The 20,098-nt window shown below is 70.8% G+C and carries 20 protein-coding genes and 2 pseudogenes; 9 read left to right on the top strand and 13 right to left on the bottom strand.

The window, feature by feature from the left end; all coding sequences use genetic code 11:
* Window positions 1-8 precede the first annotated feature (8 nt).
* Together LIV37_RS52620 and LIV37_RS20860 are read left to right on the top strand one after the other, a co-directional pair.
* Window positions 9-425, top strand: a pseudogene (locus LIV37_RS52620) (MBL fold metallo-hydrolase); the annotation flags it as partial.
* A 68-nt stretch (window positions 426-493) separates the two neighbouring features.
* Window positions 494-742, top strand: coding sequence for a hypothetical protein (locus tag LIV37_RS20860; RefSeq protein ID WP_020869103.1), 249 nt, complete (start codon window positions 494-496; stop codon window positions 740-742).
* Between the two features lie 101 nt (window positions 743-843).
* On the opposite strand, the gene LIV37_RS20855 is transcribed toward LIV37_RS20860, so the two are convergent.
* On the bottom strand, window positions 844-1,908 hold the full coding sequence (locus LIV37_RS20855) for a 1-aminocyclopropane-1-carboxylate deaminase/D-cysteine desulfhydrase (RefSeq protein ID WP_121824682.1): 1,065 nt from the start codon (window positions 1,906-1,908) through the stop codon (window positions 844-846).
* Between the two features lie 381 nt (window positions 1,909-2,289).
* Between LIV37_RS20855 and LIV37_RS20850 the strand changes: the two genes are divergently transcribed.
* The gene (locus tag LIV37_RS20850; protein WP_121824683.1) at window positions 2,290-3,069 is read left to right on the top strand and encodes a helix-turn-helix domain-containing protein; all 780 of its coding nucleotides are present in this window, start codon (window positions 2,290-2,292) and stop codon (window positions 3,067-3,069) included.
* A 485-nt stretch (window positions 3,070-3,554) separates the two neighbouring features.
* On the opposite strand, the gene LIV37_RS20845 is transcribed toward LIV37_RS20850, so the two are convergent.
* Both LIV37_RS20845 and LIV37_RS52615 read right to left on the bottom strand, forming a co-directional pair.
* Window positions 3,555-4,472: a recombinase zinc ribbon domain-containing protein gene (locus LIV37_RS20845; RefSeq protein ID WP_243146189.1), complete on the bottom strand. Its 918-nt coding sequence runs from the start codon at window positions 4,470-4,472 to the stop codon at window positions 3,555-3,557.
* Between the two features lie 245 nt (window positions 4,473-4,717).
* Window positions 4,718-5,182 (bottom strand): annotated as a pseudogene (locus tag LIV37_RS52615) (recombinase family protein); the annotation flags it as partial.
* A 343-nt stretch (window positions 5,183-5,525) separates the two neighbouring features.
* On the opposite strand from LIV37_RS52615, the gene LIV37_RS20840 reads away from it, so the two are divergent.
* Window positions 5,526-5,837 carry an ArsR/SmtB family transcription factor gene (locus LIV37_RS20840; protein WP_020869097.1) on the top strand — a complete coding sequence of 104 codons (312 nt, stop codon included), beginning with the start codon at window positions 5,526-5,528 and terminating at the stop codon, window positions 5,835-5,837.
* Window positions 5,834-6,247: an SRPBCC family protein gene (locus LIV37_RS20835; protein WP_020869096.1), complete on the top strand. Its 414-nt coding sequence runs from the start codon at window positions 5,834-5,836 to the stop codon at window positions 6,245-6,247. The genes LIV37_RS20840 and LIV37_RS20835 overlap by 4 nt, the downstream gene beginning before the upstream one ends.
* 49 nt (window positions 6,248-6,296) lie before the next feature.
* Here LIV37_RS20835 and LIV37_RS20830 read toward each other — a convergent pair whose 3' ends face one another.
* From LIV37_RS20830 to LIV37_RS20810, 5 genes are all read right to left on the bottom strand, one after another.
* Complete coding sequence (locus tag LIV37_RS20830) at window positions 6,297-7,148, bottom strand: class I SAM-dependent methyltransferase (RefSeq protein ID WP_121825354.1); 852 nt, start codon at window positions 7,146-7,148, stop codon at window positions 6,297-6,299.
* Window positions 7,149-7,272: 124 nt separating this feature from the next.
* Window positions 7,273-7,746: a thioesterase family protein gene (locus LIV37_RS20825; RefSeq protein WP_020869094.1), complete on the bottom strand. Its 474-nt coding sequence runs from the start codon at window positions 7,744-7,746 to the stop codon at window positions 7,273-7,275.
* Window positions 7,743-8,756, bottom strand: coding sequence for a 3-hydroxyacyl-CoA dehydrogenase NAD-binding domain-containing protein (locus tag LIV37_RS20820; RefSeq protein ID WP_020869093.1), 1,014 nt, complete (start codon window positions 8,754-8,756; stop codon window positions 7,743-7,745). Before LIV37_RS20820 ends, LIV37_RS20825 begins: the two co-directional genes overlap by 4 nt.
* A gap of 54 nt (window positions 8,757-8,810) precedes the next feature.
* Window positions 8,811-9,704: a beta-keto acid cleavage family enzyme gene (locus tag LIV37_RS20815; RefSeq protein ID WP_020869092.1), complete on the bottom strand. Its 894-nt coding sequence runs from the start codon at window positions 9,702-9,704 to the stop codon at window positions 8,811-8,813.
* Window positions 9,705-9,753: 49 nt separating this feature from the next.
* The gene (locus tag LIV37_RS20810; RefSeq protein ID WP_020869091.1) at window positions 9,754-10,668 is read right to left on the bottom strand and encodes a TetR/AcrR family transcriptional regulator; all 915 of its coding nucleotides are present in this window, start codon (window positions 10,666-10,668) and stop codon (window positions 9,754-9,756) included.
* Between the two features lie 188 nt (window positions 10,669-10,856).
* Here LIV37_RS20810 and LIV37_RS20805 point away from each other — a divergent pair, with 188 nt between their 5' ends.
* Together LIV37_RS20805 and LIV37_RS20800 are read left to right on the top strand one after the other, a co-directional pair.
* On the top strand, window positions 10,857-12,479 hold the full coding sequence (locus LIV37_RS20805) for a serine/threonine-protein kinase (RefSeq protein WP_020869090.1): 1,623 nt from the start codon (window positions 10,857-10,859) through the stop codon (window positions 12,477-12,479).
* A 111-nt stretch (window positions 12,480-12,590) separates the two neighbouring features.
* Window positions 12,591-13,325 (top strand): sulfite exporter TauE/SafE family protein, encoded by a 735-nt coding sequence (locus LIV37_RS20800; RefSeq protein WP_020869089.1) that lies wholly within the window; start codon window positions 12,591-12,593, stop codon window positions 13,323-13,325.
* Here the strand turns inward: LIV37_RS20800 and LIV37_RS20795 are convergent.
* Window positions 13,225-14,187 carry an alpha/beta hydrolase gene (locus LIV37_RS20795; protein WP_309471202.1) on the bottom strand — a complete coding sequence of 321 codons (963 nt, stop codon included), beginning with the start codon at window positions 14,185-14,187 and terminating at the stop codon, window positions 13,225-13,227. The genes LIV37_RS20800 and LIV37_RS20795 overlap by 101 nt on opposite strands.
* A gap of 29 nt (window positions 14,188-14,216) precedes the next feature.
* The gene (locus LIV37_RS20790) at window positions 14,217-15,203 is read right to left on the bottom strand and encodes an alpha/beta fold hydrolase (protein ID WP_020869087.1); all 987 of its coding nucleotides are present in this window, start codon (window positions 15,201-15,203) and stop codon (window positions 14,217-14,219) included.
* Window positions 15,204-15,402: 199 nt separating this feature from the next.
* On the opposite strand from LIV37_RS20790, the gene LIV37_RS20785 reads away from it, so the two are divergent.
* A complete protein-coding gene (locus LIV37_RS20785) occupies window positions 15,403-15,699 on the top strand; it encodes a GYD domain-containing protein (protein WP_121825355.1) in 297 nt (98 codons plus the stop codon).
* An 85-nt stretch (window positions 15,700-15,784) separates the two neighbouring features.
* Here the strand turns inward: LIV37_RS20785 and LIV37_RS20780 are convergent, their stop codons facing one another.
* Window positions 15,785-17,251: an FG-GAP and VCBS repeat-containing protein gene (locus LIV37_RS20780; RefSeq protein WP_121824687.1), complete on the bottom strand. Its 1,467-nt coding sequence runs from the start codon at window positions 17,249-17,251 to the stop codon at window positions 15,785-15,787.
* A gap of 402 nt (window positions 17,252-17,653) precedes the next feature.
* Between LIV37_RS20780 and LIV37_RS20775 the strand changes: the two genes are divergently transcribed.
* Window positions 17,654-18,082, top strand: a complete 429-nt coding sequence (locus LIV37_RS20775) for a cupin domain-containing protein (protein WP_243146310.1) — start codon at window positions 17,654-17,656, stop codon at window positions 18,080-18,082.
* 37 nt (window positions 18,083-18,119) lie between these two features.
* Here LIV37_RS20775 and LIV37_RS20770 read toward each other — a convergent pair whose 3' ends face one another.
* Together LIV37_RS20770 and LIV37_RS20765 are read right to left on the bottom strand one after the other, a co-directional pair.
* The gene (locus LIV37_RS20770) at window positions 18,120-18,764 is read right to left on the bottom strand and encodes a LysE family translocator (protein WP_020869083.1); all 645 of its coding nucleotides are present in this window, start codon (window positions 18,762-18,764) and stop codon (window positions 18,120-18,122) included.
* Window positions 18,765-18,869: 105 nt separating this feature from the next.
* The gene (locus tag LIV37_RS20765) at window positions 18,870-20,054 is read right to left on the bottom strand and encodes a 4-hydroxybenzoate 3-monooxygenase (RefSeq protein WP_020869082.1); all 1,185 of its coding nucleotides are present in this window, start codon (window positions 20,052-20,054) and stop codon (window positions 18,870-18,872) included.
* Window positions 20,055-20,098: the final 44 nt, after the last annotated feature.

The following is a 20,098-nucleotide window of genomic DNA, read 5'->3' as shown; positions in this document are numbered from 1 at the left end:
ATGCGCGGATGCGGGTGACGGTCGTGGGCAGCGGTGACGCGTTCGGCTCCGGCGGGCGGTTCCAGACCTGCCTGGCGGTGGCCCCCGACCCGGCCGGCCCGCCCCACGTCCTGGTGGACTGTGGCGCGACCAGCCTGACGGCGATGCGCCGGCAGGGGATCGAACCCAACGACATCGACACGGCCCTGGTCACCCATCTGCACGGTGACCACTTCGGCGGTCTGCCGTTCCTCGTCCTCGACGGGCAGTTCCGGCGCCGCACCCGTGATCTGACCGTGGTCGGCCCGCCCGGGACCGGTGACCGGCTGACGTGGGCGATGGAAGCGCTGTTCCCCGGCTCGAGCGGGGTGCGACGGCGCTTCGACGTCCACGTCCTGGTCCACGCCGACCGGCACCCCAGGGAACTGGGGCCCCTGCGGGTCACCCCCTTCGAGGTGCGGCACGCCTCCGGAGCTCCCGCCTACGCGCTACGGGTGGAGGGCCGAGCGGAGCGATGGCCTACTCGGGCGACACCGAGTGGACCGATGCCCTGCTCGACGCGGCGGACGGCGTCGGGTTGTTCCTGTGCGAGGGCTACAGTCCGCGCCCCATCCGCTGGCATCTCGACCTCGACACGCTCGCGCGCCACCGTGACCGTTTCACCTGCCGACGGCTGCTGCTCACCCATCTGTCCCCGACGGCGCTGGCCGAGGATCTGAGCGGCTGGGAGGTCGCCCACGACGGGCTGCGCGCCGAGCTGTGACGGCCGCGGCTCCGGCCGGAGTTGACCGGGAACGCGAGGAATCGGCGGGGAACGCGAGGAGTCGGCGGGGAACGCGAGGAGTCGGCGGGGAACGCCCGGAGTCAGCGGGGAACGCCCGGATCCACCCGCTCCGCCGGACCCGGCGGGCCCGCCGGATCCACCCGCTCCGCCGGACCCGGCGGGCCCGCCGGATCCGGCGGGCCGGTGATGACTGCCGTCACCCGGCTGCCCGGAGCCAGTTCGCCCCGCCCCACCAGCCCGTACACACCCCACAGCAGCTTCGCCACGTACCGCCGCTCCAGCCGGACCCCGTGCCGCGCCTCGAACTCCGCCGCGAACGCCGCCAGCTCCGCCGGGACCCGTCCGTAGCCGCCGCCGTGGTAGCCGTGCTCGATCCGCCAATTGCCGAAGGCCCGCCCCCACCCCCGCTCGTGCAGCGCGGCCACCTCGCGGTCCAGGTAGCCCTCCGCCCCCTTCAGGACGGCGAACCCCACCGCCCGCGCACCAGCCGGGAGTCCGGCCGCGATCCCGGCCAGCGTGCCGCCGGTGCCCACCGCGCAGCACACCACATCGCCCGGCCCCGGGCCGGGCAGCTCCGCGACGAGCTCCGCCGCCCCGCGCGCCGCCAGGACGTTCGTACCGCCCTCCGGCAGCACGTAGGCACGCCCCCACCGCTCCTCCAGCGCCCGCAGGGGCCCGGGGCCGTCCGCGCCCAGGCCGCGCAGCGTCTCGCGGTAGGCGGAGCGGGTGACGAAGACCAGCTCCATGCCGTGTGCCTCGGCCCGCGCCAGCGACCAGTTGCGCGGCGCGTCGGCCAGCTCGTCGCCCCGGATGACCCCGACCGTCGACAGCCCGTACGCGGCGCCCGCCGCGGCCACCGCGCGGATGTGGTTGGAGTACGCCCCGCCGAACGTGAGCAGCCGGGTGTGGCCGTGCTCGACGGCCGCCCGCAGATTCGGGGTGAGCTTGCGCCACTTGTTGCCCGGAGGGTACAGGTCCACTGGCGCATGTGCCCCGGCGGCGCCGGAAAGCCACTGGTGGATGAGGTCGTCCCGCTTGAGCCGCAGCTCCACGCCCCGGCGGGCAAGCCACTCGTCCTGTACGTCCTGCAACGGGGACGGCGGCCAGGGCTGGTACAGGGTGGCGAGGTCTATCGGGCGTCTCACCTGTCCATTCTGACCGCTGGTCCTCCTTTACTGAGCCGTGCCGCCTGTGGGCCGTACGGACGCGGGGCCCGAGCCGGTCACACAGCGTAAGCACTGGCAAGGTGGCCATGTCGAGGTGAGGAGGGGAGCCAGAGGGTCACTGCTGATGACCACCACCTCGGCGCTCCAGGTCTGGCCACTGTCATGGGACACCCGCAGGCTCATGAGCCGCTGTCCCTTTTCTGCCTTGTCCATCACGATCTGCCTCTTCTGCCGCTTTGGGTCGTGATGGTCCCGCCATTGCCCAGGACGCTGCGACGACAGAAAAGGCGCTACTGGGGTGTCCCTCAAAGGGCGTCATTTCGGTGTCATTCATGGGTGTTCAGGGCTAGCGTGGACGTCATGACGACCGAGGTACACGCACCGAATGACGCGCTGCGGGCTGTGCGGATCGGCCTGCGGATGAGCCAGGACGACTTGGCAAAGGCGCTCCGCCGGGCAGGTGTCGAATTAGGCGAGCCGAACGAGGCCAGCAAGCGGCTGGTCCAACGCTGGGAATCCGGTATCAGCAGATCGCCGAGGCCGGTCTACATCCGCGCTCTGGAGAAGGTCACAGGGGTACCGATCGAGTCGTTGGGGTTCGCCCCGCAGGTGCCCATGGCGAGAGTCCATGGTGATGGAGCAGGAGGGCATGACATGACACCGAGCGCGGAGGGTGTGGCCCCCGCCTCCGCCGACACCCGGGCGGGCCAGCGGACGGTGGCGGAGAACTACGGTGGCGTCTGGCTTTCCCGGTACGAGTACTACTCGTCGGGGCGCGAGGACGTCTTCGAGGGCAGGCACTACGTGGTGCTCGTGCAGCACGGCAATCGCCTGACCGGGCGGTCACTCAACGGAGCGTCCTTGAACCCGGACTCCCCGCTCTCCCTGGACCTCACCGTTGACCGGAGCGTGGTCACGGGCACCTGGACCGAGCAGACGGCCACCGGCGGCTACTACCAGGGGGCGTGCTACCACGGCGCGCTTCAGATGCTCGTGGAGCCGACCAGTCGCCGCATGGCTGGCAAGTGGGTCGGTTTCGGCAAGGACTTCGACGTCAACACCGGACCATGGGAGCTGCGCCTCATGGACACCTCGGTCTCCAAGGCGACTCTGGAGCGGTACAGCGTCCCGCCGGAGTGACCGGTCCGCTCAGGGCGGCTCAATGGGTCGGCCATGAGCGGTGGCCAGAGGATCGGGCCAGGGCGCGTCTAAAGTCTCTTTACTTACTCAAGGGCGCGCCTGCGGCGCGCCGGGCGGCCAGGGCGCCCCGGCCGAGCTGCGGCCTGGCGGCCGGTCTCGTCCGGACGCCCACCGCCCGGCGAAGCGAGGCGGCCCGGCTGTAGGAGATTTCCGCGAGCGGCACGGTCCGACTCCCTTCCTGCGCCCCTCGGCCGCCGTCGCGACAGGGCGTCGTGGCTGGGGCCGACGGCCTCCGAGACTTTAGACAGCCACCACGGGGCGAGCCTCCAAGACCAGGGGGCCGATCGGGCCATTGCGGGCAGGCGAGGAGCCAGCCCGATTCGCGGGCCAGCGTAAGGCACCCTGGTCTCTCGCCCCGTGGCAGCTCCCGTCCAAAGCCTCTACGGCCGTCGGCGTGTCCACAGCGCGCCTTCCAGGCACCGCGCCTACGCGGCCAGCCTTGCCGTGTCCGGTACGAAGTAGAAGATGCCGTCGAGGCGCGCCCTGTCCACTTCCAGCGGTTGTGGTTTCTCGCCCACCCAGTGGAAGCAGAATCGCGTGAAGAGCTCGAACCAGGACCGGGGACCGGTATTCGGAGGGGGCAGCAGCGTCACCGAGTGAAGGGCGATGCGGAGCAGTATCCGGGATTGCTCCAGATCGGCGGAAGCCCATGCTTCGTGCAGTCGGTCGCCATCCCGGAGTACTGTGAGGTCCGTGGCTTGTGAGATCTCTTCCAACTCGGCGGTGACGCTTTCAAGCTGACCGGCGATGGCTGTTCGAAGCTGATCGTATCGATGCTGTCCCTTGGCGCCCTTGAAATGACCCTTCACGAAGTAGGCGTCGTCCAGCGCGTTCAAGCGTGCCTCGGCATCGTCCATGGCGATGGACAATTCCTTGCGGCGCGCGTCCGCCTCCGGATTCTCGTAGGCGGGCCAGCGGTGAGCCAGCGCTTGAAACACCTCGTGTTCGTCCTTGAGTGACGTGACGCGTGACATGAAAGCAGATGTCAATACCCTGTCTGCGTCTTCCACTAGCACGCTCATGCCCAGACACACCGCCTTGCCCAGGTTCACGCGCCGATAACAGCGATACGACCGGCCGCCCTTCGTCATGTTTCCCCCGCACCGGCCGCATTTCAGCAGTCCGGAAAGGAGTGACTGGGCTCGCGGCTTACCGCGCCTCCCGGTGGCCAGGGACTCGGACGTGCGAGACCGCAGACCCGCCAGAATCCGTGCCCGCTCTTCTGCCGTGACCACGCCCTCACCGATGCGGAGTGGCTTGCCGTCAAGGCCGATGAACGGCTCGCCGGTGGCCCGCCAGCGCTCCCGTCCGGCGCGGTCGGTGTAGCGCTCGTGGACCGGCATGAGCCCGGCCCACGCGGGGGAGTGGGCAAGCTGGGTGATCGTGGACGACCGCCACTTGCCGCCCGGCGAGTCTTCAGCCCCTCCGTGTTGAGCTTGTCGGCGATGGCACCCGCCGCTTCGTTTCGGAGGAGTGCGTCAGCTATGCGGCGAGAGGTGGCGTATTCCTTGGGGTGAGGCTCCGTCTGTTTTGTTCGCCCGTTGATGCGCAGGCCGTACGGAGGTTGCCCGCCGGGCCAGGCGCCCGAGCTCTTCTTTTCTGCCTTGGTTCTGCGCGTGCGTGTGGATGTGTTGAACGACTCCGAGCGAGCTTGTTCCGCCAGCCAGGCGAATAACCGGCGATGCTGCGGAACGCTGCTGTCAAGTCCATCAATATGCGCTACCAGGCGTGCGCCCGCCGCCTCGAATTGGTCGAGCACTTGACCGACTTGCCCCATGCCCCGGCGGCTCAGCCGGTCCAGTTTCCACACCAGGAGGTGACGTACTTCCCCAGCGAGCACGGCCGCTATCGCGGAGTCGAATTCCTCTCGTACGACGCCCGCCTTGAACGCGGACAACTCTTCTTTCCAGACCTTGCGGACGGCCAGGCCCTCCCGCTTGGCGCGCTCCCTCAAATCGCTTTCGTGGGCCTTGAGTGTGGTCTTGTCGTCCTGCAATGTGCTTCGGCGGAGGAACAGATCGCACAGCTTGGACGGATCTGCTGTTCTGCCCATGAGTTCACCTTCGGTCAAGGCGCACCGGGCAGTCCAGTTTTGCGTCTAAAACACCTGGCCCACTCGGTTGCCACCAGTCGGCTTACTCTTGGGCACCAGCGGGTGGATGAGGTCGTCCCGATCAGCCGCAGCTCCACGCCCCGCTCGGCGAGCCACGGGTCGACCACGTCCCGCACGGGGGACGGCAGCCGGGGCCGTATCGGGCTGGTGGTCTCTGGCGGGCGTCTCACCTGTCCATTCTCTCCGCCGGAGTGACCGGCCCGCTCAGGGGGCTGCCGCCGCGCCGGGGGCGACGCGTCGGGAAATATTGACGCGTCGGAAATCTCCGACGTAATCTCCGGGTGTGCCCACAGACGTCTTCAGCGCGCTCGCCAACCCCGTGCGCCGCAAGCTGCTCGACTGCCTCCGGGACGGCCCCCGCGCCGTCAACGATCTCGCGGGCGAGTTCGAGCTGAGCAGACCGGCGATCTCTGAACATCTCCAGGTGCTCCGGCTGGCCCGGCTCGTACGGGAGGAGCCGCGGGGGCGGCAGCGGTACTACCACCTGGAGCCGGACCCGCTCGCCGAGGTGCGGCAGTGGCTGCATCCCTTCGAGCACTACTGGCGCGGCCGGCTCCGCGCGCTGCGCGACGTCCTCGACGAGGAGAACCCATGACCGAGCCCGATGCCATCCACTGCGACCAGTTCCTGCCCCACCCTCCGGCCGTCGTGTGGAAGGCCCTCACCGATCCGCGGCTGCACGCACGGTGGTGGGCCGCGGGCGATGTGCGGGCGGAGGTCGGCCACCGCTTCACGCTCGACATGGGGCCGTGGGGGGAGCAGCCCTGCGAGGTGATCGCCGTGGAGCCGGAGCGGCTGCTGAGCTACCGGTTCGCCGAGACCACCCTGGACACCACCATCACCTGGCGCCTCGAACCGGAGGGCGCCGGGACCCGGCTCTTCCTCGAGCACGCCGGGTTCGACCTCGACTCCCCGCTCGGCAGGAAGGCGCTCGACGGCATGGGCCACGGCTGGCCCTCGGTGCTCGAGAACCTCGCCAGGGTCCTCGCCGAACCGGCGAGCTGAGCAACAAGGCCGGGAGAGCAACGGGCCGGGAGGCAACAGGCCGGAAGCCTTACGAGAAGCGGGCCATCGCCGTCATCGTCGGCCGCAGGTTCCGTACCGCGGGCAGCCATCGCATCAGCGGCGCCAGCGCCCCGTAGTAGAACCCCCGCCCGCGCGGCGGCGGCACCTCGCGCACGTCCGTGATCGCCGGATGGGCCGTCCGCACCTTCCGCAGCTCACCCGCGTCCATGCCCCACGGCATGGGCGGCGGGCTGTAGCCCCGCGCGGTGCGCATCTCGCCGCGCATCGTGCGGGCGCTGAACCAGCGCGGCACCGCGTCGAAGACCAGCGCCCCGCCCCGGAACCGCTCGGCGCACCCCGCGATCAGGTCCTTCACCTCGGTCGGCCGCAGATACATCAGCAGCCCCTGCGCGGTGATCAGCACCCCGCGCGCCGGATCGACCTCGTCCCGCCAGGACAGGTCGAGCGCCGAGCGGGCGAGGGTGCGCCGCCGCTCCTCGTCGGGCAGCAGCGCCCGCCGCACCTCGGCGGTCTCCGGCAACTCCACGCACAGCCAGCGCGCCCGCCCGTTGTCCACCCGCCAGTACTGCGTCTCCAGACCCTCGGCGAGCGTGACGACCGTGCCGTCCGGATGCTCGTCCAGGAAGGCCCGTACGGCGTTGTCGAAGGTGCGGACCCGCAGCGCCTGGCCCTGCGCCAGCAGCGGGCTGGGCGTTCCGAAGGTCTCCTCGAAGGGGTAGTCGACGCGGTCGACCAGCTCCACGGCCTTGGGGTCGTCCAGCACGGTCCGCGCCCGGCGGGCCTCGGCGGCCCGCATATAGAGGTTCCACAGCAGGGTCTCGGGCACCTCGCTCAGCTCGAGGCGCCGACCGCCCTCGCCGTCCCTCGGCGTTTCCGCCATAGCCTCCACCGCTTCCATCGCCTCCACCGCCATTCAACCTCACCCGGTCCCTCATCCGGAACGGCGAACGCCCCGGCCCCCGGACGAATCCGGGGCCGGGGCGTTCAGGCGGTACGGCGGTCCTTCAACCCGCCTCGGCCGGAACCGGGCGGATCGCCCGGCCCGCCCACTCGGGGGCCTTCTCGAGCAGATCCGTCAGCCGCTCCCGCACCTCATCGGGGAACGGAGCCGAGCGGCTCTCCTTCTGGTCGATGTGGAGCGCGAGCAGCTCGGTCGTGGCCACGGGGGCGCCGTCCGGCTCGCCCACATGCATCTCGTGGGTGAACCGGACCTTCTTCTCGTCCACGCCGATGACGCGCGTACGGATGGTGAGTTCGGCGCCCTCCTCGACCTCGCTCAGATACCGGATGTGCGACTCCACGGTGTAGAGGGAGCAGCCGGTCTTGGCGCGGTAGGCCGAGTCGAGCCCGGTCTCCACCATCATCTCGTCGGTGCTGTGGCCGAAGACGAGGACGTAGAACGCCTCGCTCATATGGCCGTTGTAGTCGATCCACTCGGGACGTACGGTCTGCCGGTAGTCGGGGAGCGTGCTGCTCACTTCTCGTCTCCCATGGTGCTGGGGGTATGTGCGATGCCGTCCGTCCCCTCGGTGCGCTGCCGCGGCAGACGGCCAGTCGCCCGCAGGACGTCTATGACGCCCTGGTCCCGCTCCGCGACGAGCTGCGCGATGGTACGGCTGCCCGCCGCCTCGTCACAGCCGTCGACCATGGCCGCACGCAGCGTGTCGTCCAGCTCAGGCGCCTCGAGACGGGTCCACGGAGACTTCAACGAGGGTCCGAAGTGGTCGAGCATATGTCCCATGCCTCCGTCGCCGCCCGCCAGGGCGAACGTGAGGCACGGACCCATGAACGCCCACCGCAGTCCGGGCCCCTCGGTGATGGAGTCGTCGATCTCCTTCACCGTGGCCTCACCGTTGGCGACCATGTGCAGCGCCTCCCGCCACAGCGCCTCCTGGAGCCGGTTGGCGATGAAGCCGGGCAGCTCGCGCTCCATGGTGATCACGGACTTGCCCGCCACCTTGTAGAAGCGCGAGGCCCACTCGACCGCCGCGTCGTCCGTGCGCTTCCCGCCGACGACCTCGACCAGCGGAATGAGATACGGCGGGTTGAAGGGGTGGCCGACGACGAGGCGGCCGGGGTCGGCGGCCTCGGTCTGCATATCGGTCATCGGATAGCCGGAGGTGGAGGAGGCGATGACGACCCCGGGCGGCGCCGCCGCGTCCAGCTGGGCCAGCAGCGACCGCTTGAGCTCCAGCTTCTCCGGGGCGCTCTCCTGGACGAACTGCGCGTCGGCCACGGCCTCCGCCACGGTCGCGGTGACGGTCAGCCGGTCGGGGGAGGCGCCGTCGGCGAGGCCGATCTGCTCCAGGGCGGGCCAGGCGGCCGCCACGAGGCGGCGCAGCTTCTCCTCGGCGTCGGGGGCCGGGTCCCAGGCGGTGACGTCGTAGCCGCGGGCCAGGAAGTGGGCGACCCAGCCGCCGCCGATGACTCCGGCGCCGACGCAGGCGACGCGGCGTACCTCTTCGGGGGCGCAGGGGGATGAGGGCATGGCGGTCCTAAGGGTGTGAGGGGGAGAGGAGGAAGAGGGGGAGCCGGTGGGGGGTTACGCGCGGGGCTTGAGGCCCAGCCGCTGCCGCGCCTCGTCCGGCGTGGCGACCTTCGCGCCCAGCAGCTCCGTGATCTGGACCGCGCGCTCGACGAGCTGGCCGTTGGTGGCCTTGACGCCCCGGCTGAGGTAGAGGTTGTCCTCGAGGCCGACCCGTACGTTCCCGCCGAGCAGGATGGACTGCGCCACCCACGGCATCTGCGTCCGGCCCAGCGCGAAGCTGGCCCACTGGGCGCCCTCGGGCAGCATGTTGACCATCGACGCGAGCACGCCCGGATCGGCCGGGGCGCCCCACGGGATGCCCATGCACAGCTGGAAGACGGTCGGGTCGTCCAGCAGCCCCTCGTCCAGCAGCTGCTTGGCGAACCACAGCTGCCCGGTGTCGAAGATCTCCAGCTCGGGGCGTACGCCCAGCTCCTGGATGCGCTTGGCGCCGGTGCGCAGCATGTCGGGGGTGGAGACGTAGAGGTCGCTGCCGTCGCCGAAGTTGAGCGAGCCGCAGTCCAGGGTGCAGATGTCGGGGAGCAGGTCCTCGACGTGGGGGAGCCGGTCCAGGCCGCTGACCAGGTCGGTGCCGGGGAGGTGGGTGAGCGGGTTCTCGGGGTCGATGACCAGGTCGCCACCCATGCCCGCGGTGAGGTTGATGACGACGTCGGTGCCGGTCTCCTTGACCCGCTCCACGACCTCGCGGTAGAGCCGCGGATCGCGGGCGGGGGCGCCGGTCTCGGGGTCGCGTACGTGGATGTGGACCACGGCCGCCCCGGCCTCCGCGGCCTCGACGGCGGAGCGGGCTATCTGCTCGGGGGTGACGGGGACATGGGGGCTGCGGCCCACGGTGTCACCGGCGCCGGTCAGGGCACAGGTGATGATGACGCTGTCGTTCATGGGCATGGGCTTCTCTCCCTCTCTCGCGGTGCACCGCACTCTTGTGGTGCTTCGGCTACGGTCCGGGCCGGTCGGCCGGTCCGGCCGCGTCGGCGCCGGAGCGCCGTGCGGTCAGTTCGGTGTCCACGTACGCGTTGCAGGCGATGTCCATGGCCTCGGCGCTCGTACCGCCCGCACCGGGCCCGGTGGCCAGCACCTGGATGGCGAGTCCGTCGATCAGCGCGGTCAGGCGCAGCGCGCTGAACTCCGGGTCGACGGTGCGGAAGACCCCCTGCTCGATACCGCGCCGGATCACCTCGGCCACGGTCCGCCGCCACTGCTGGTAGAAGTCGGCGTGCAGCCGCCCGATGGCCGTGGACCGCGCGGCCTCGGCCCACAGGTCCATCCACACCAGCCACTGCTGCCGCTGCCCCTCGGTGTACGGCGCCTGGAGCGCGATCAGCTGCCGCAGCTCCTCGCGCGCGTCGTCGGCCGCGGCGATCCGGGCGGCGCGGCGCGCGGTGTCCTCGTCCATGCACCAGCGCACGGCGGCCTCGAGCAGTTCGGCGCGGCCCGGGAAGTGGTAGTGGATGGTGGCGGTGCTGGTGTCGCAGGCGGCGGCGATGTCGGCGACGCGTACGGCGTGGAAGCCGCGCTCGGCGATGAGCCGCACCGTCTCCCGCACGATCTGCAGCGGCCGTCCGCTGCCGGGGGGCGCGGTGGGGGCGGGCGGCCGCGGCGCCCCGGCCGCCCCGCCGTACGCTCCCTCGGCTCCGTCGGCCGTCGTGGTGCCGAGCAGCCATCCGGCGTCCACGTTCCCGGCGTCGGCGATCCGCGCCAGCTCGGCCACGGTGAAGCGCCGGCTCCCGCTGAGCGACCGCGAGAGCTTGGACGGGTCCATCACGACCCGCCGGGCGAATTCGCGCTGGGTGCAACCGGCTTCGCCGATCACCTGACGTACGCGTTCCGCCACGTCGAACTGTTGCCGCATGGCCGACACCGTACGGACGCGTTGAGATAAACGCAATGAATGTGACAGTGAGATGCCCGGTCCCTCCCTAAATCTATTGGAATTTCACCCGGGAATTGCGATGCGGGCTGACTGATGCATCAGTTGTGCCTGATGATGTTCGAACACTTCCGACTATGCTCACCGGGCGTGAGGACAGGAGAGATCGGGTGACATCGGATGGGGACGACGTACGGCTTATCGGCGGCCGCTACCAGCTGGGCAACCGGCTGGGGCGAGGCGGCATGGGCACGGTCTGGCGCGCTTACGACCAGATGCTGGAGCGCGAGGTCGCTGCCAAGGAGCTGAACGTCGCGAGCGACGACCACGAGTACCACCGACGATTGCGCCGGGCGCTGAGAGAGGCGCGTACCGTCGCCCGGGTGCACCACCCGCATGTGGTGGGCGTCCATGACCTGGTCGAACACGACGGCCGGCTGTGGATCGTGATGGAGCTGATCGACGGCCCCAACCTGGCCCGTCGGATCGCGGACGACGGCCCCCTCACCCCCGGCCACACCGCCGCCCTCGGGCTGCAGCTGCTCGGCGCGCTGGAGGCCGTGCACGCCGCCGGGGCGCTGCACCGCGACGTCAAGCCCGCCAACGTCCTGCTGCGCCGGGACGGCAGCGCCGTGCTCACCGACTTCGGCATCGCCGCCCTGGAAGACGACGAGTCGCTCACCTCCACCGGTGAACTCCTCGGCTCCATCGGCTACATGGCGCCCGAGCGACTGACCGCGGAGGAGGCCGGCCCGCCGTCGGACCTGTGGTCGCTGGGCGCGACCCTGTCCGCGGTCGCCTCCGGCGTAGCGCCCTTCCAGCGCTCCACGGGGGCCGCCGCGCTGCACGCGGTCACCTTCGCGGATCCGGAGATCCCGGAACGGGTCGGCGCCCTGCGGCCCGTCGTCGAGGCCCTGCTGAACAAGTCACCGGACCAGCGCCCGTCCGCGGCCACGGTCGGAGCCGCGCTGCGGCGCCTGGCGGACGGGGCGGACGACCCGGGCCCGCTGCCCCCGGCGGGCACTCCGGGCGGCTTCCCGGAGCCCCCCACGGCCGTGGCGGCCACCTCCGCGAACGTGATGGACCCCCCGACGCTGACCGCGACCCCCGCGGCGACCGCACCCCACACCCGCAGCGGGCCCCCCGCCCCCACCGCCCCCCACACCCTCACCGGATCGCCCACCCTCGGCGGGGCCCCCGCCCTGGACCGGGAACCGACCGTCATGGACCAGGCGGCCGCGTCACCCCCTCGATCCCGCGGCCGGGGCCGGGCCCGGACCTGGTGGTGGGCGGCGGGCTCCGCGGTCGCGGTGGCCGCCCTCGCCGCCGGGCTCTTCTTCGCCTTCGGCCCCCCGTCCGACGGCGACGGGGACGACGACGCGGCGCAGCCCACCACCAGCACCAGCAAGGTGACCGTGGACGCGTCGCGCGGCTGGCAGTCCGCGACGAGCACCCCGGTCCAGAAGGGCGACAAGGTGTCGGTCCGCTACACCAGCGGCACCTGGACCGTGGACTCCGCCAACCTCCCCCTCGTCGGCCCGGCCGGCCACACCGCCGCCGACGACCAATCCCTCCGCTTCGCCTGGCAGGACTGCAAGGTGGACTCGTCGGTCACCTTCGGCGCCCTCCTGGGCCGCTTCCCCGGAATCCCCGACAACCCCCACGCCGTACACCGCGCCTGGAGCTTCCAGGCCACCCGCTCGGGCACCCTGCAACTCCGCGCCAACGACCGCGAGGGCTGCCTCGACGACAACAAGGGAGCCCTCACCCTCACCGTGCAGATCACCCACTGATCGGCGGCGCGGCGCACGGCGTCACCCAAGGCGCCGCCGTCCGGGGCTCCTCCGCGTCTCCTCCGCGTCTCCTCCGGGTCTCCTCCGCGCAGGATGCGAGAGACTCCCGCGATGAGTGGTTGTTGCGGCGCGGAGCTGGTACTCGGCGGGATCGTCATGGCGGGGGCGTCCGTGCAGTGGCTGACGGGCATGGGGTTCGCGCTGATCGCGGTGCCCGCTCTCGTCCTGCTGCTCGGCCCGGCCGACGGCGTCGCCCTCGCCAACTGCGGGTCCGGTGCCATCTGCGCGCTGGGACTCATCGACGGCGGCTGGCGGCGGGTGCGGCTCACCGCGATGGTCCCCCTGGTCGCCGCCTCCGCCTGCACCGTCCCGGCCGGCACCTGGGTGGCCGCCCGCCTCCCCGAACCCGTCCTCCTGGCCGGTACGGGCACCCTGGTGAGCGTGGCCGTCCTGCTGGTGATGGCCGGTATGCGCGTCCCCGCCCTGAACGGCGCCAAAGGCGCCCTGACCGCCGGTGCCGCCGGAGGCTTCATGAACGCGTCGGCCGGTGTGGGCGGCCCGCCGATATCCCTGTACGCGGTGAACGCGGGCTGGACGGTCCGCGAGTTCGTGCCGAACGCGCAGTTCTACGGAATCGTGGTGAACGCGTTCTCCGTCGCCACCAACGGCGTCCCCCAACTCGGCCCGCCCCTATGGGCCTTGGCGGCGACAGGAATGACGGCGGGCGCCTTCATCGGCAAGTCCCTCACCACCCGCGTCCCCGACCGCACAGCCCGCCTGCTCGTCCTGCTGCTGGCGCTGGCAGGCGGGCTGTCCACGCTGGCGAAGGGGGCATGGGAGCTCTGAGGGCCCCTACCTCCGGTAGCCCGTCACCTCGCCGATCCATCGCATGAAGGCATCCGGGTCCTGAGTGGCCCCGTGCCCGGCGTCCCAGTACATCAGGGCCAGCGTCCGGGGCAGATCGCGGTCGAGCCGTGCTCCGTCGTCGCCGGTCGTGTGGCGGAGGCTGTACGGCGTGAAGTGCCGGGCCTTGGTGGGTCCGCGGCCGAAGAGGTTCCTTCGAGACGGTCTGGTCGACGAGCTCGCCCGAGCTCAGCGCGCTGCCGCCGAACATCCACTCGTACGCCATGTCGGCATGTTCGAGGTCGGCGATGGGGCACCAGCCGCCGCCGGCGAAGATGGCGTCGCTCGCGTCGGCCGCGCCCAGCTCCCGCAGATACGGCTCGTACAACGGGCTGTCGCCGGACGCGCCGAGCAGGGCGGACAGGGCGCCTCCGGCGCTGGTGCCGGAGGAGACGATGCGGTCGGTGTCGCCGGGGACGCGGCCCTGGTTGTGGCGCAGATACCGGACGGCGGCCTTGAGGTCGACGATGGCGGCGGGCGCCACGCCGTAGTACGTACCGTCCGGCGCGACGAGGTCACGGCCCCGTGCGCCCGGCTCCACCACGACATAGCCCGAGGCGAGCCCCCAGTCGGCGTTGCTGACCACGCCGCCGGACGTCCCGGGACCGCCGGGGCCTCCTGGACCACCGGGGCCGCCGTCGCTCGTCACCGATGACGACAGACAGCCGCCTATCCGGTTGGCGAGGAGGATCGGGGCAGCCGGTCGCACCCCTCGAACCGGTCGAACCCGTCGCACCCGCCGCCGGCGCACCGAATCCCCCGCCGACCGCCGGCGCGGCGGCGGCCGCGGCAAGCCTATGACCATGGTCCTGCGCTTCAGGCGGGCCATATGCGTCACGCGGGAAGCGAAACCAGCCAGTCGACCAGCAGCCGATTGATTTCCTCCGGGCGCTCCTGCTGGATCCAGTGGCCGCAGTCCTCGAGGATGTGCGAGCCGACGAGCCCGGGCAGCGTGCTCGGGTACGCCTTGATCGCGTCGCCCATCCAGGCGGTCGAGGCGTCCAGGGCGCCGCCGACGAACAGCGACGGCTGGGTGATGGGCGCACTGTCGTACGCGACCAGGTCCTCCCAGTCCCGGTCCATGTTCCGGTAGCGGTTCAGCCCTCCGCTCAGCCCGGTCCGCTCGAACTCACCGGCGTAGACATCGAGGTCCCCCTCGCTCAGCCAGGCGGGCAGCCGTCCGGCGGGGAACCGCTCGCGCAGCGTCCGGCCGCGCGTGACGAAGTGCGGGTCGGGCAGATCGGGCCCGGGCATGGTGCCGCCGGACAGCGCGGCGTAGATCCCCGCGAGCCAGCCGCGCACATCCGGCTCGATCTCCGCCTCGGCCCGGCCCGGCTCCTGGAAGTACGAGACGTAGAACTCCTCGTCCCCGCCCATCCCGGCGAAGACCTCGGAGGGCCTGGGGCCGCCACGCGGGGCGTACGGCACGCTCAGCATCCCGACCGCCCGGAACACGTCCGGGCGCAGCAGGGCGGAGTTGGCGGCGATGGGCGAGCCCCAGTCGTGCCCGATCACCACGGCGGACTCCTCGCCGAGCGCCTCCACCACGGCGACGTTGTCCGCCACCAGCTCCCGCATCCGGTACGCGTCCACCGCCGCGGGCCGGGACGAGCGCCCGTACCCACGGACGTCGACGGCGGCCACCCGGTACCCGGCCGCGGCCAGCGCGGGCAGCTGGTGGCGCCATGAGTACCAGGACTCCGGAAAGCCGTGGACGAGCAGCACCAGCGGGCCGGTGCCCTGCTCCACGAGGTGGATCCGCCCGGCGGGTGAGGGCACCAGACGGTGGGTGCGGCCGGTTTTGGGCGGTGTCTGCGGCATGGTTCCCTCCCGGGTCGCGCTGAACGTTCCGTGTGCCGGCCGTTGCGACCGAGCTTGCCGTGCTTCGGGCGATTCGGACCACACTCCTTGCCGGTTCGGCAAACCACTCCGGCCGCTCGTCGACGCACCAGATGTGCGGGTTCGCGGTGTTACTTCCAGAATTGATCGCACGGTGAGTCTTCTCGTGGAGGTGAGGGCCGTGGCGACGTACATCACGCTGCTGAACTGGACCGAGCAGGGAGTCCGCGCCTACAAGGACACCACCAAGCGCACCGAGGACTTCGCCGCGGCGCTGAAAAAGCTCGGGGCGGGGCTCGTGGACATCTACTGGACGGACGGGCCGTACGACCTCGTGTGCATCGTAGAGGCCCCGGACGACGAAACCGCGACCGCGGCGTCGCTGCAGCTCGGCGCGTTGGGCAATGTCCGCACCACGACTCTGCGGGCCTTCGGTCGGGAGGATATGGGCCGCATCATCGCCAAGGTCACCGGCTGAGGCGGTGCGCACAAGCGGAGGGGTGCTGATACGAGGACTGGTCCAGGAGGGGAACCCTCCTGGACCAGTGAACAACCAGGTGGTGCTACTTCGTGGCGGGGCCGGACAGCTCCTTGCCGAACGCGGCGTCGTCCGCCGGGGAGCCGAGGTCGCTCGGCCCGATGAGGGCGGAGCCCTCGGCGGTGAGGCCGTCGGCGCCCGCGTACAGCAGGGCCACCGCGCCCGCGCCCTCGGTCCGGTTCGGGACCCCGACGGCCAGGTCGGGCTTGCCGTCGCCGTTGTAGTCGGCCGGCGAGATGGCGTCGCCGAACCAGTCGCCGCCCGTCATTTCGCCGGGGACGCCCTCGGTGTCGAGGGAGAAGGTCTGCGCACCCGCGTCGGTCAGCCAGTCCTTGGTGCCCTTGAGCACCGTGATGGCACCGGCGTCGTTGTAGCCCCCGGGGGCCTCGGCGTCGGTGTCGCTGACGACGAGGTCGTCGTGGCCGTCGCCGTTGATGTCGGTGAGGCGGGAGGCGATGCCGTTCTGCGCCTTGCCCGTCCAGTTCACCGGATTGGCGGTGTCGAGCCCCCCGGCCGTGCCCGGGTACGTCCGCAGACGCGCGTCGTCCGGGCCGTCCGTGAACCCGGTGTCCGTGACGACGTCGTCCTTGCCGTCGCCGTTGATGTCACCCACCACGGCCCGGTACGAGGCGAACGGCAGCGGTACGTCCTCGCCCAGCGATGTGCTCTTCAGCCCCCCGGACGAACCGGGCAGCACGCCGAGCGTGCCCTCGTCGGCGGGGTCGTCCTGGTAGGCGACGGTGACCAGGTCGGCGAAGCCGTCCCCGTTGATGTCGCCGGAGGACAGGTGTTCCGTGCCCGCGCCGCCGCCGGGCGGGGTGACGCTGGACATCTTCGGAGTGGCCGTCTCGCGCAGGTTCGCCGCGCCGTTCACGACCTGGACCTCGGTGCCGTCGGAGATGGCGATGTCGTCGCGGCCGTCGTGGTTGTAGTCGCCCACGGCCATCCGGTCGCCGAACAGCGCGTAGGCGGTGGCCTTGGGCGCGTGGAAGGCGATGGCGTCGCTGGAGAGGCCGTCCTTCGAGCCGAAGACGACCGTGACCGAACCGGCCCGCTTGGCGCTGCCGATGGCCTCGTAGTTGGCGGCGACGATCAGATCGCCGTACCCGTCCCCGTCCACATCGCCGCGCAGCACGGCCGAGCCGAAGTGGTCCGAGGCCTCGGGCGTACCGGGGATCCCCGGGCTGGCCTGCGACAACGTGCCGTGCCGCCCGGTGTCGACCCCGGCCTTGGCGCCGTAGGTCACGCCCACGTAGCCCGCCTTGGACTTCGCCGAAACGGTCCCGTCGGGCGCGCCCACACCGAGGTCGGCATAGCCGTCGCCGTCGATATCGCCCGGTGTGGTCTTGCCCGCCGCGGCAGCCGTGGGGGAGGGCTGCTTCTGGTCGGTCCCGTCGCCGTTCGACACCACGGCGCCGGCCCCGGCGGCCACAGCGGCGGTCACGACGGCACCCACCGCCACGCCCACCACACCTCGGGTTCTGTTGCGCACAAATCCTCCATGAGTAACGCGTCGGTCGCCCTTGAGCCACGACCGCCACCTGTCTCCCCCGGCGGCCGGAACGGAAGGGTCATGTAAGGAGAGCTGTCCGAAAGCTGAACGGTTGCACAACCAAAGGAAAACGAGACAGGGTCGTGATCAACCCAGCCGCGGTCCAACTCTCCTTCGGAGCTGAGAACTTGAGGCCAAAGGCGGAGAAGCCGGACGTGAGGCCGTCACTGACCGTGCGGCCCCCATGTCCCCCGGCCCGCGTGCGCCCCGCCCCGCACCGTCGCAATCTGGACCCATGAGCCGTCGGCGCCCGGCGAATGGGGACCCGTCGACCATGCCGACGGGCTCTCCCGTACCACCCGGCCCACCCCTGGAGGTCGCGCCATGTCGAGCAAGGAGCAGATGGCAGGCAGCGCCGAGAGCCAAGCGCGTTTGGCGGAGCTGAGCTCGGCGATCACCGTGCTGCAGTCGGCGAAGCCGCCGTTCGTGCCGGAGGGAGCGGAGGGAATGACGATCCGCGTGGACTACCCACCCGGCAACCCCGGCCTGCCCCCGCACCGCCACTCGGGCCCCGCCTTCGGCTACGTGCTGGAGGGCGAGATGCTCTTCGAGCTGGAAGGCGAGCCGGAGCGAGTGATCAGGGCGGGGGAGACGTTCTGGGAGCCGGGCGGCGAGGTCATCCACTACCAGGACGGAAACAACCGGACGGACGCCTGGAGCCGCTTCATCGTCACCATGTTCTGCGCACCGGGCCAGCCCATGGTCACCCTGGTCGACGACGAGGAACTGGTCCAGCGCCGGCACCTACGGGCCCCCCGCCCGGGCGCGTGATCCGCCGCTGACGCCGACCCGGACGGTCGGCACCGGGTCAGTCGGCGCGACCGGTCGCCGCCACGGTCACGCCCAGGCCGATCATCGCGAGGCCACCCGCCCCGCCGACCATCGACAGCCGCCGGTCGGAGCGGGCGAACCAGGAACGGGCCGCCGAGGCGCCCAGGCCCCACAGGGTGTCCGTGATCAGCCCGATGGTGACCGGGACCAGACCCAGCACCATCATCTGCAGCGGAAGGTGGCCCGCCGAGTGGTTGACGAACTGCGGTAGCACGGCCGCGAAGAAGACGATGCCCTTCGGGTTCGTGACGCCGACGAAAATGCCGTCCAGGACCGTGCGCAGATCGCCCCGCTGCGCACGGGCCGGGGCCTCCATGTCCGTCACGCGCATCTCCCCGCGGCGCCGGAACGCCTGCACGCCCAGATGGACGAGATACGCCGCCCCTGCCAGCTTCACGCCCGTGAACACCGCCGCCGAGCTCTGCACCAGCGCGCCGAGACCCCACGCCACGGCGATCACGAGCAGATAGCAGCCGACGACGTTGCCGAGGACCGTCTCCAGGGCCGTGCGACGGCCGTAGGCGAGGGCCCGGCCGACCACGAACAGCACACTCGGCCCCGGAATCACGATCACCAGTAGCGACATCGCCGCGAACGCGAGAATGCTCTCCGTGGACACCATATGTCCGTCCCTCCTGGACCGGCTCGGTACAGGAAGCATTCAAACAGAACCCGGAACGTCCGCTCCAGACCCGTCCGCGGCCCGCTACCCCGACGGCGGGGTGCCCTAATTCACCCCGGCGGCGAGTTCGCCGAAGAGGCGGTTCGCCGTGGGCGAGCTGAATTGGCGTTCCAGTTCCGCCCGGGCGATCTGCTTGCGGAACTCTCCTTCGTAGGACGCGTCACCGGCGTTGTGCATGATCTCGGTGATCCATGCCGCGTATGCCTGGTAGTTCCAGACATGGCGCAGACAGGTCTCCGAGTAGCCGGTGAGCAGGGCCGGATCGTCCTTCTGGAGCCGGGCGATGACGGCACGGGCGAACACTTCGGCGTCGTGGAGCGCGAGGTTGATTCCCTTCGCGCTCATCGGGGGGACAATGTGCGCCGCGTCTCCGAGCAGATAAAGCCTGCCGTGGCTCATGGGGCTGTAGACCACACTCCGGAGCGGCAGGATTTGTTTGTGGAGGACCGGGCCGGTCGCCACGGGGACACCGAAACGAGCTTCCAGTTCGCTCCAGACGCGCTCGTCCGGCCACTGCTCGAGGGTGTCGTCCGGCGCGCACTGGAGATAGAGACGACTGGCCGTCGTGCCACGGGGGATGATTCCCGCCAGCCCGCGGGAATGGATCGCCATGGCCGAGGGGTCCGGCGTCACATCGGCCAGGACGCTCAGCCAGGCGTACCCGTAGTCGTAGGAGTAACGAGTAAGGGCGCCGGCGGGGACGGATTCCCTGCTGACCCCGTGGTAGCCGTCGCAGCCGGCGAGATAGTCGCAGTTGACGACCCGTGTCGCGCCCGAGGCGTCCCGGTAGCGGACGCGCGGACGTGCGCTGTCGATGTCTTCGAGGGAGATGCCGGCGGACTCGTAACGGAGGTCTCCGCCGTCCCGCAGGAAAGCGTCCGTGAGGTTCCGGACGAGGACCTGCTGAGGGCAGAACACCATATCGTCGAAATCGCCGTCCTCGTCGTCGAAGAGATCCTGCGTGAACTCTTCTCCGTCCATCCGGAAGCTTATCGATTCCTCCGGAGCGCCGAAACTCTCCACGACCTCTTCGAGCCCCCACGCGCGGAACATGCGCACTCCGCGGCTGTCGATGGTCCCGGCCCGCTGTCGCCGCTCGACATATTCCCGGCTGCGCTTTTCGAGAACGACGCAGCCGATGCCGTTGCGCAACAGGAAATTGCCGAGCGTCAGTCCGGCGACCCCGGCCCCCACGATGACCACGGCGGTGTCCTCGACTGTTTCGGACATGTATTTCCAAGCCTCCTTGAAGGTGATGCGGTGTGCCGATCACC

This window comes from Streptomyces rapamycinicus NRRL 5491, from assembly GCF_024298965.1.
GTDB classification, from domain to species: domain Bacteria; phylum Actinomycetota; class Actinomycetes; order Streptomycetales; family Streptomycetaceae; genus Streptomyces; species Streptomyces rapamycinicus.
Note: the sequence above shows the minus strand (reverse complement) of the source record. Positions and strands in the feature narration are given on the sequence as shown.

Excerpts from the sequence above, each read along its gene's own strand:
- LIV37_RS20850 (WP_121824683.1), top strand. The coding sequence starts at position 2,290 with ATGACGACCGAGGTACACGCACCGAATGACGCGCTGCGGGCTGTGCGG.
- LIV37_RS20800 (WP_020869089.1), top strand. The coding sequence starts at position 12,591 with ATGAGTGGTTGTTGCGGCGCGGAGCTGGTACTCGGCGGGATCGTCATG.
- LIV37_RS20820 (WP_020869093.1), bottom strand. The coding sequence starts at position 8,756 with ATGCCCTCATCCCCCTGCGCCCCCGAAGAGGTACGCCGCGTCGCCTGC.
- LIV37_RS20775 (WP_243146310.1), top strand. The coding sequence starts at position 17,654 with ATGGCAGGCAGCGCCGAGAGCCAAGCGCGTTTGGCGGAGCTGAGCTCG.
- LIV37_RS20845 (WP_243146189.1), bottom strand. The coding sequence starts at position 4,472 with ATGCCGGTCCACGAGCGCTACACCGACCGCGCCGGACGGGAGCGCTGG.
- LIV37_RS20810 (WP_020869091.1), bottom strand. The coding sequence starts at position 10,668 with ATGCGGCAACAGTTCGACGTGGCGGAACGCGTACGTCAGGTGATCGGC.
- LIV37_RS20830 (WP_121825354.1), bottom strand. The coding sequence starts at position 7,148 with ATGGCGGAAACGCCGAGGGACGGCGAGGGCGGTCGGCGCCTCGAGCTG.
- LIV37_RS20860 (WP_020869103.1), top strand. The coding sequence starts at position 494 with ATGGCCTACTCGGGCGACACCGAGTGGACCGATGCCCTGCTCGACGCG.
- LIV37_RS20770 (WP_020869083.1), bottom strand. The coding sequence starts at position 18,764 with ATGGTGTCCACGGAGAGCATTCTCGCGTTCGCGGCGATGTCGCTACTG.
- LIV37_RS20835 (WP_020869096.1), top strand. The coding sequence starts at position 5,834 with ATGACCGAGCCCGATGCCATCCACTGCGACCAGTTCCTGCCCCACCCT.
- LIV37_RS20765 (WP_020869082.1), bottom strand. The coding sequence starts at position 20,054 with ATGTCCGAAACAGTCGAGGACACCGCCGTGGTCATCGTGGGGGCCGGG.
- LIV37_RS20790 (WP_020869087.1), bottom strand. The coding sequence starts at position 15,203 with ATGCCGCAGACACCGCCCAAAACCGGCCGCACCCACCGTCTGGTGCCC.
- LIV37_RS20795 (WP_309471202.1), bottom strand. The coding sequence starts at position 14,187 with ATGGTCATAGGCTTGCCGCGGCCGCCGCCGCGCCGGCGGTCGGCGGGG.
- LIV37_RS20815 (WP_020869092.1), bottom strand. The coding sequence starts at position 9,704 with ATGCCCATGAACGACAGCGTCATCATCACCTGTGCCCTGACCGGCGCC.